The sequence below is a fragment of the Kitasatospora sp. NPDC001539 genome, from assembly GCF_040298565.1.
Lineage (GTDB): Bacteria > Actinomycetota > Actinomycetes > Streptomycetales > Streptomycetaceae > Kitasatospora.
Genome location: NZ_JBEPAK010000300.1, coordinates 1 through 7,545, shown reverse-complemented (window position 1 = coordinate 7,545; position 7,545 = coordinate 1). Strand labels below are relative to the sequence as shown.

Below are 7,545 nucleotides of genomic sequence, written 5' to 3'. Positions count from 1 at the left end.
GATCGCGCTAGGGTGCGGGGGCCGAAGGTCCGACCGTAGGACCAGCCGATGGTCGGCCTGTCAGCCCATGTCCTCGAGTCGGACGCCCTTGGTCTCCCGCATGAACTTCGCCACGAAGACGAGCGACAGCGCCGCGAACGCCGCGTACACCAGGTAGGTCGCCGAGAGGTTCCAGCGCGACAGCGACGGGAACGAGACGGTGATCGCCCAGTTGGCGATCCACTGCGCGGAGGCGGCGACGGAGAGCGCGGCGGCGCGGATCCGGTTCGGGAACATCTCGCCGAGCATCACCCAGACGACCACGCCCCAGGACATCGCGAAGAACAGCACGAAGGCGTTGGCGGCGATCAGGGCGACGGTGCCCTGGAAGTCGGGCAGCGAGACGTTGTCGCCGGAGCCGGTGGCCGAGGAGAACGCCCAGCCGGCCGCGGCCAGCGTGACGGCCATGCCGGCCGAGCCGATCAGGGCGAGCGGCTTGCGGCCGATCCGGTCGACCAGCAGGATCGCGATCACGGTGCCGAGGATGTTGATGACCGAGCCGATGAAGCTGATCAGCAGCGAGTTGCTCTGGTCGATGCCGACCGACTGCCACAGGATCGACGAGTAGTAGAAGATCACGTTGATGCCGACGAGCTGCTGGAAGACCGACAGGCCGATGCCGACCCAGACGATCGGGAGCAGGCCGAAGCGGCCGCCGAGCAGGTCGGTGAAGCGCGGGCGGTGGTCGGAGGCGATCAGCGCCTGGATCTCGGCGATCCGGGCGTCGGTGTCGATGCCCTCGCCCTCGACCTCGGCCAGCACCTTGCGGGCGTCGTCCAGGCGCTCGGCCTGGATCAGGTAGCGCGGGGACTCGGGGATCACCGAGGAGAGCACGAAGTAGACGGCGGCCGGGACCACGCAGACGCCCAGCATCCACTGCCAGGCCTCCAGCCCGAGCAGGTGGCCGCGGGTGTCCCCGCCGGCGGCGTCCGCCAGCACCCAGTTGACCAGCTGGGATATCGCGATGCCGAGCACGATCGCGGCCTGCTGGAAGGAGGCCAGCCGGCCCCGGTACCTGGTCGGCGCGACCTCGGCGATGTAGGTCGGGGCGATCACCGAGGCGATGCCGATGGCCGCTCCGCCGAGGACGCGCCACAGGGCGAGGTCCCAGGGGGAGAAGGGCAGCATCGAGCCGACGGCGCTGACGGCGAACAGCAGCGCGCCCGCCTTCATGACCTTGATGCGGCCGTAGCGGTCGGCGAACCGGCCGGCCAGCGCCGCGCCGACCGCCGAGCCCAGCAGCGCCGAGGAGACGATCAGGCCGGTCTCGCCGCTGCCGACGCCGAACTTCCCCTGGATGCCGGAGACGGCGCCGTTGATCACGGAGCTGTCGTAGCCGAAGAGGAAGCCGCCGAGTGCCGCTGCCGCGGTGATGAAGACGACGAAGCCGAGGCGGCCGGGGGCGGGGGCCTCGACCGCCCCGGAGGGCTTCTGGGTGACGCTCACGATCTTGACTCCTGGTACTCAACGCTGAGCTCGGTAGCCGAGATCGTAACCCCTGTTCGTTTAAGTCTTGTACATCGGGGGCCTCGGTTCGTCGCTCAGAATTCGTAAGGTGAACAAGCAAATTGAGCCGTCCCCGGGCTGCGGTGGCCGCTCCGCAGGCCCGGGGATCGTGCGACGCCGCTCAGGAGGGCGCCGAGAGGGACAGGCCGAAGCGCCCCTCGGGGTCCGTCCACCAGTGGGTCAGCCGCAGCCCGGCCGACGCCAGCTCCCCGGCCACCCGCTCCCGGCGGAACTTGGCCGACACCTCGGTGCGCAGCTCCTCGCCCCGGTCGAAGTTCACCGGCAGGTCCAGCGCCGGGATCTTCACGGTCTGCGAGCGCAGTGAGCGCAGCCGCATCTCGATCCACTCCTGCTCGGCGTCCCAGCGGGCGACGTGCTCGAAGGCGTCCGGGTCGAAGTCGGCGCCCAGTTCGCGGTTGAGCACGTTGAGGACGTTGCGGTTGAACTCGGCGGTCACCCCGGAGGCGTCGTCGTAGGCGGCGACCAGCACCGCGGGGTCCTTGACCAGGTCGGTGCCGAGCAGCAGGAAGTCGCCCGGGTCCAGGGCCGCGCGCAGACCGCGCAGGAAGGCGGCCCGCTCCGGCGGCAGCAGGTTGCCCACGGTGCCGCCGAGGAAGGCGACCAGGCGGGGGCCGCCCTCCGGGGGCAGCCCCAGTTTGGCGGTGAAGTCGGCCAGCACGCCGTGCACGGCCAGGCCGGGGTACTCGGCGGCGAGGGCGGTGCCGGCCGCCGTCAGCGCGCTCTCGCTGACGTCCACCGGGACGTACGCCTCCAGGGTGCCGAGCGAGCGCAGCGCGTCCAGCAGCAGCCGGGTCTTCTCGGAGGAGCCGGAACCCAGCTCGACGAGGGTGCGGGCCCCGGTGGCGGCGGCGATCTCGCCGGCCCGGGCGGTCAGGATCGCCCGCTCGGCGCGGGTCGGGTAGTACTCCGGCAGCCGGGTGATCTCCTCGAACAGCTCGCTGCCCCGGGCGTCGTAGAACCACTTGGGCGGCAACCACTTGGGCTGGGAGGTCAGTCCCTGCTGCACGTCGTGGCGCAGCGCGGTGCTGAAGTGGTCGGTGGGAAGCAGCCGGGTGAGATCGAATGTGTCCATGACAGGGTGGTTCCTCTGTTCAGAAGGTGAAGGGAGGGCGGCGAATCAGCCGTAGGTGGGCAGCTGCCGGAGGGTGACGCCGCCGGCATCGGCCAGCACCAGCGAGCCGTCCGGCACGGACGTCCAGCCCGGCGCGTCGTCGTACGGTTCGGAGGCCACCACCGTGCCGAGCCCCGGCAGGGTGCGGTGGTGCAGGTCGTCGCCCCAGGTGGTCGCGGCGAGCGCGGTGCCGTCGGTGAGCAGCAGGTTGAGCCGGCCGGTGGTGTGCGCGGCGACGTCCGCCACGGTGCCCGCCAGTGCCTCGCCGAGGTCCGCGCCCCGGCGCAGCCGGTGCAGCGTGAGGGCCCACAGCAGGGCGGAGTCGCTGCGCGCCTCCAGCTCCAGCAGCTCGGCCGGCGGGAGCAGGGCGGCGAGCGCGTCCAGTTTGCCCGGCCAGCCGGCCACCGCGCCGTTGTGGCTGAACAGCCAGCGCTCGGCGGCGAACGGCGCGGCCGCGGCCTCACCGGCCGCACAGCCCTCGGTGGCGGAGCGGACGGCCGCCAGCAGCGCCCGGGTGCGGATTACCCGGGCGAGGTCGGCGAAGGTCCGGTCCGCCCAGATCGGCCCGGCCCGGCGGTAGCGCGCGGGCAGCTCGTCGCCGTCCGCGTACCAGCCGAGGCCGAAGCCGTCCACGTTGACCGTGCCGTGCTGCTGGATCCGCGGGGCCCAGGACTGCCGGTACAGCGCGTACGGCGGGTGCACCAGCAGCTCCTGCGGCGCCACCGGCTCACCGAGGTAGGCGATGTGCCGGCACATCAGTCGCCCTCCGGGGTGCGGGCGGTGCGGAAACCGGAGAAGATCTGCCGGCGGACCGGGTAGTCCCAGTTGCGGAAGGTCCCCCGGCAGGCGACCGGCGCGACCGCGAAGCACCCGCCGCGCAGGACCTTGTACTCCGGCCCGAAGAAGACCTCCGAGTACTCCGCGTACGGCCAGGCCCGGAACCCCGGGTAGGGGCGGAAGTCGCTGGCCGTCCACTCCCACACGTCGCCCATCAGCTGCCGCACGCCGTAGGGGGACCGGCCCTGCGGGTAGCTGCCCGCCGGAGCCGGGCGCAGGTGGCGCTGGCCGAGGTTGGCGTGCTCGGGGCCGGGCGGCCCGTCTCCCCAGGGGTAGCGGCGGGAGCGGCCGCCGGCCGGGTCGTGCCGGGCGGCCTTCTCCCACTCGGCCTCGGTCGGCAGGCGCCGCCCGGCCCAGCGGGCGTACGCGTCCGCCTCGTACCAACTGACGTGCAGCACCGGCTCGTCCGGCGGGACGGGCTCGACGGTGCCGAAGCGGCGGCGCAGCCACTGGCCGTCCTCGCACCGCCAGAACAGCGGGGCGGTCAGGTCGGCCCGGAGCCGGTGCTCCCAGCCCTGCTCGGTCCACCAGCGCGGGTCCTGGTAGCCGCCGTCCTCGATGAAGCGCAGGTAGGCGGCGTTGGTGACCGGCGTGGTGTCCAGGTAGTAGGCCGGCAGGTCGACGGTGTGCGCCGGACGCTCGTTGTCCAGGGCCCACGGCTCGGTGTCCGTGCCCATGGTGAACGGCCCGGCGGGGATGAGGACTTCGGCGGGCAGGGCGGCCGCATCGGCGGGCGCGGGCGGTGGCGGCGGAGCGGCCAGCGCGGGTTCGCCCCGGCGCAGCTGGTGGGTGATCAGCATGGTCTCGTCGTGCTGCTGCTCGTGCTGGGCGATCATCCCGAAGGCGAACCCGGCGTCCAGCAGCGGCGCGCCCTCCAGCGGACTGGCGGCCAGCAGGTCCAGCACCCGGCCGCGCACCTCGTGGGCGTAGGCGCGGGCCTCCGCGGGTGGCAGCAGCGGCAGGGTCGGGCGTTCGGCGCGGGAGTGCTGGAAGGCGTCGTACAGCGGGTCGATCTCCGGGTGCATCGGATCGCGGCCGCCGACGTTGCGCAGCAGCCAGAGCTCCTCCTGGTTGCCGATGTGCGCGAGGTCCCAGACCAGCGGTGACATCAACGGCGAGTGCTGGGCGGTGAGATCGGCGTCCTCGACGCAGTCGGTGAGCGCGGCGGTCCGCGCCCGGGCGGCCAGCAACTCGGTGGCGATGCTCTCGCGCAGCGCCTCGGTGTCCGTTCCCGGGGCGGCGGGCGGTCGGACGTCGGTCATGGTGCCTCCTCCGGCGGAGTGCGTCGGGTGCCGGAGCGCAGGGCGTCCAGCTGGTCGTCGGCCGGGCAGCGACCGCGTGCGGGGTAGCGCTCGGCGAACTCGGCGACGGCGGTGCGCAGCCCCGCGGCGCCGGGCAGGCGGCCCAGCGCGGCATCGGCGGCGGCGAAGCAGGTGAGCGCGGCACGGCGCAGCTCGGGATCGGCGACGGCCAGGGTGGCGGCGCGGCGCCAGACCTCGCTGCGCGGCGGGCGCCGGTCGGCCGCCCGGTCACGGCGGTCGAGGGCGTCCAGCGGCTCCAGCGCGGCCAGTGCGGTGTCGGCGGCCACCGGGTCCTCCAGCAGCGCGGTGACCAGTGCGGTGACCACCGCCCAGCCGTCCCCGGGCTGGGCGTCGACCATCCGCAGTTCGAGATGGCCGCGCGGGCGCACCGGCGGGAACAGCGTCGTGCAGTGGTACTCCAGATCGGCCAGCGTGGGCGGGCGTTCACCCGCGCCGCGGATCCAGTCCCGGAAGGTCAGACCGGCCGGGGCCGTCCACGGCATGCCCTCCGGCCTTCGCACGCAGAGGACTTCGGCGTCCAGCACGTACCGGGCCCAGGCCTCGCGCGGATCGCCGTGGTCCGGCTCGGGCGCGAGGGTGCGGCTCGGGTCCATCCGGGACCAGACGGTCTGCCGGGTGGACCGGTGGCCGGTCGGTCTGCCGTCCAGCAGGGGGGAGTTGGCGAACGCGGCGACCAGCACCGGGCCCAGCAGGTGGAGGAGCCGCCAGCGCCGCTCGGCCGCCTGCGGGCCGTCCGCGTCGCCGGCGTCCAGGCACACCTGCACCGACGCGGTACCGGTCATCATGACCCGGCCCCACGGGCCCGCCGAGTCGAAGAACCGCTCCATGGCGAGGTAGCGGGGGTGGTCCAGCACCATCCGGCGCGGGCGGTCCAGCGGGTCCGTCCCGGTGCCGGTGAGGCGCAGGCCCTGTGCCGCGAACGCGGCCCGCAGGGCAGCGAGATCGCGCCGGGTGCCGTCGACGCAGGCGGTGAGGCCGGTGGCGGGCGGGGAGCTGAGCTCGACCTGTCCGCCGGGTTCGAGGGTGAGTCGCGAACCGGAGGGGAGCGAGGTGCCGTCCGGGCCGCCGAGGGGCAGCGACTCCAGTGCGGTGCGGATCAGTTCGGGTCGTACGGGTTGACTCGGACATCGGTCGTCGTGGACGAACCACTCGACCTCCACGCCGACCAGGCGCGGTGGTCCGATCTTGAAACAGACGCCCGACACGTGGCTGTGCGCCCCCGATTCGGTCAGCGGGGCCACCCCGGTCGGGAGCGGTGGTGCGCTCCGCCGGTCGGGCGGAGTGGTACGCGATGTCGGTATCACCGGACTTACCATCCTCGGGGTCACGATTGCGGCCCGGTCTACTGTGCCCAGTCTGCTACGGAGCATGCGGGGCCGCTCCGCGAATATCGCGTGAATGTTCGTTTCCGCAGGTCGGTGGCCTGGCGATCGGGTGAGCACGAGGGTCGCGGGCGGGTCGTGGCCGGGGCGCGGGGGGCGCTCCCGCCGAGGGCACATGCCCGGGTCACAGGCGGTCCAGCCGGGACAGGACGGTGTCCAGCACCGGGCCCGGCAGGGCGTAGTTCAGCCGCAGCGCGCCCGTGCCGCCGGGGCCGAAGTCCGCGCCGGCGGAGGCCTCCAGCCCGCAGCGCTCCAGCAGCGCCGCGCGGGCCGTCGCGGGCGGCAGGCCGAGGGCGGCGGAGTCCAGCCAGAGCAGGTAGGAGGCCTGCGGAGTCGAGCGGACGGCCGGGCCGAAACGCTCGGTGAGCCGGGTGCGGGCGGCGGCGAGGTGGGCGAGCAGGGCGTCCAGCCACGGGCCGCCCTCGCGCAGCGCGGCGTGCTGGACGGTCTGCTCCAGCAGCCCGCCCTCCCAGAGGCCGTAGCCGGCCAGGGTGTCGGTGAACCGGGCGCGCAGGGCCGGATCGGGGACGAGGGCGAAACCGCTCGGAATGCCGGAGCAGTTGAAGGTCTTGCCGACAGAGTTCAGGGTGACGACCCGGTGGCGGAGGGCGGGTCCGACGGTGGTGACGGCGACGGGGTGGGTGTGCCCGGGGTGGGTGAGGTCGCCGTGCACCTCGTCGGAGACCAGCAGGGCGTCGGCCTCGGCGGCCCGCTCGGCCAGGGCGCGCAGCTCGGCGGCGGGCCAGACCCGGCCGGACGGGTTGTGCGGATTGCTCAGCAGGACGGCGGCGGTGGGCCGGGGCAGCGGGGCGTCGGGGAGGCGGTAGCCGTCCGGGCCGACGGGCAGCGGCAGCTCGCGGTGGTCGATCCCCGCCGCGCGGCAGAGCTGGGCGAAGCCGCCCCACTCCGGAGTGGGGGAGAGCACGGGGGCCTGCGGGCGGAGGGTGTCCAGCAGCAGGCGGAGGGCGGTGCGGGGGCCGCAGGGCAGCAGCAGCACCCAGTCGGGGTCCACCGCGGCCCCGTGCCGGGCGCGGTACCAGTCCGCCACCAGCGCCCGGCCGGCCGGGTCGCAGACCGTGTAGCCGTACGCGCGGTGGCGGGCGCGCCGTTCCAGCGCCTCGGCGACGGCGGGCGGCCCGGGCAGGTCCATGTCGGCCAGGCCCATCGGGATCACCCCGGGCGCCGCGGCCCGGGCCCACTTGCTGCTGCCGGTGCCGGTGCGGTCGAAGGGGGCGTCGAAGGCGAAGGCGGCGGACGGGCTCCGGAGCCCGAGCGCCCGTCGCCCGGTACCGCCGTCCGGCACCGGTTCACCGTCCCCGCGCCGGGC

Annotated in this window: 6 protein-coding genes; all 6 read right to left on the bottom strand. The window is 74.2% G+C overall.

Translation table 11 applies throughout. The features are described from left to right. Positions 1 to 60: 60 nt before the first annotated feature. On the bottom strand, positions 61 to 1,485 hold the full coding sequence (locus ABT247_RS29805) for a sugar porter family MFS transporter (RefSeq protein WP_350748622.1): 1,425 nt from the start codon (positions 1,483 to 1,485) through the stop codon (positions 61 to 63). 181 nt (positions 1,486 to 1,666) lie between these two features. After that, positions 1,667 to 2,638, bottom strand: a complete 972-nt coding sequence (gene egtD / locus ABT247_RS29800; protein WP_350748619.1) for an L-histidine N(alpha)-methyltransferase — start codon at positions 2,636 to 2,638, stop codon at positions 1,667 to 1,669. A gap of 45 nt (positions 2,639 to 2,683) precedes the next feature. Next, complete coding sequence (gene egtC / locus ABT247_RS29795; protein ID WP_350748616.1) at positions 2,684 to 3,433, bottom strand: ergothioneine biosynthesis protein EgtC; 750 nt, start codon at positions 3,431 to 3,433, stop codon at positions 2,684 to 2,686. Then, complete coding sequence (egtB, locus tag ABT247_RS29790; protein WP_350748613.1) at positions 3,433 to 4,776, bottom strand: ergothioneine biosynthesis protein EgtB; 1,344 nt, start codon at positions 4,774 to 4,776, stop codon at positions 3,433 to 3,435. Before egtB ends, egtC begins: the two co-directional genes overlap by 1 nt. Beyond that, entirely contained in the window at positions 4,773 to 6,152 is a 1,380-nt protein-coding gene (egtA, locus tag ABT247_RS29785) for an ergothioneine biosynthesis glutamate--cysteine ligase EgtA (protein WP_392901290.1), read from the bottom strand. Before egtA ends, egtB begins: the two co-directional genes overlap by 4 nt. A 190-nt stretch (positions 6,153 to 6,342) precedes the next feature. Further along, on the bottom strand, positions 6,343 to 7,545 hold a 1,203-nt coding region (locus tag ABT247_RS29780), incomplete at its 5' end, for an aminotransferase class I/II-fold pyridoxal phosphate-dependent enzyme (protein WP_350748607.1).

Bases quoted from the DNA above. Each gene is read 5' to 3' on its own strand.
- egtD (WP_350748619.1), bottom strand. From the start codon at position 2,638: ATGGACACATTCGATCTCACCCGGCTGCTTCCCACCGACCACTTCAGC.
- egtB (WP_350748613.1), bottom strand. From the start codon at position 4,776: ATGACCGACGTCCGACCGCCCGCCGCCCCGGGAACGGACACCGAGGCG.
- egtC (WP_350748616.1), bottom strand. From the start codon at position 3,433: ATGTGCCGGCACATCGCCTACCTCGGTGAGCCGGTGGCGCCGCAGGAG.
- egtA (WP_392901290.1), bottom strand. From the start codon at position 6,152: ATGGTAAGTCCGGTGATACCGACATCGCGTACCACTCCGCCCGACCGG.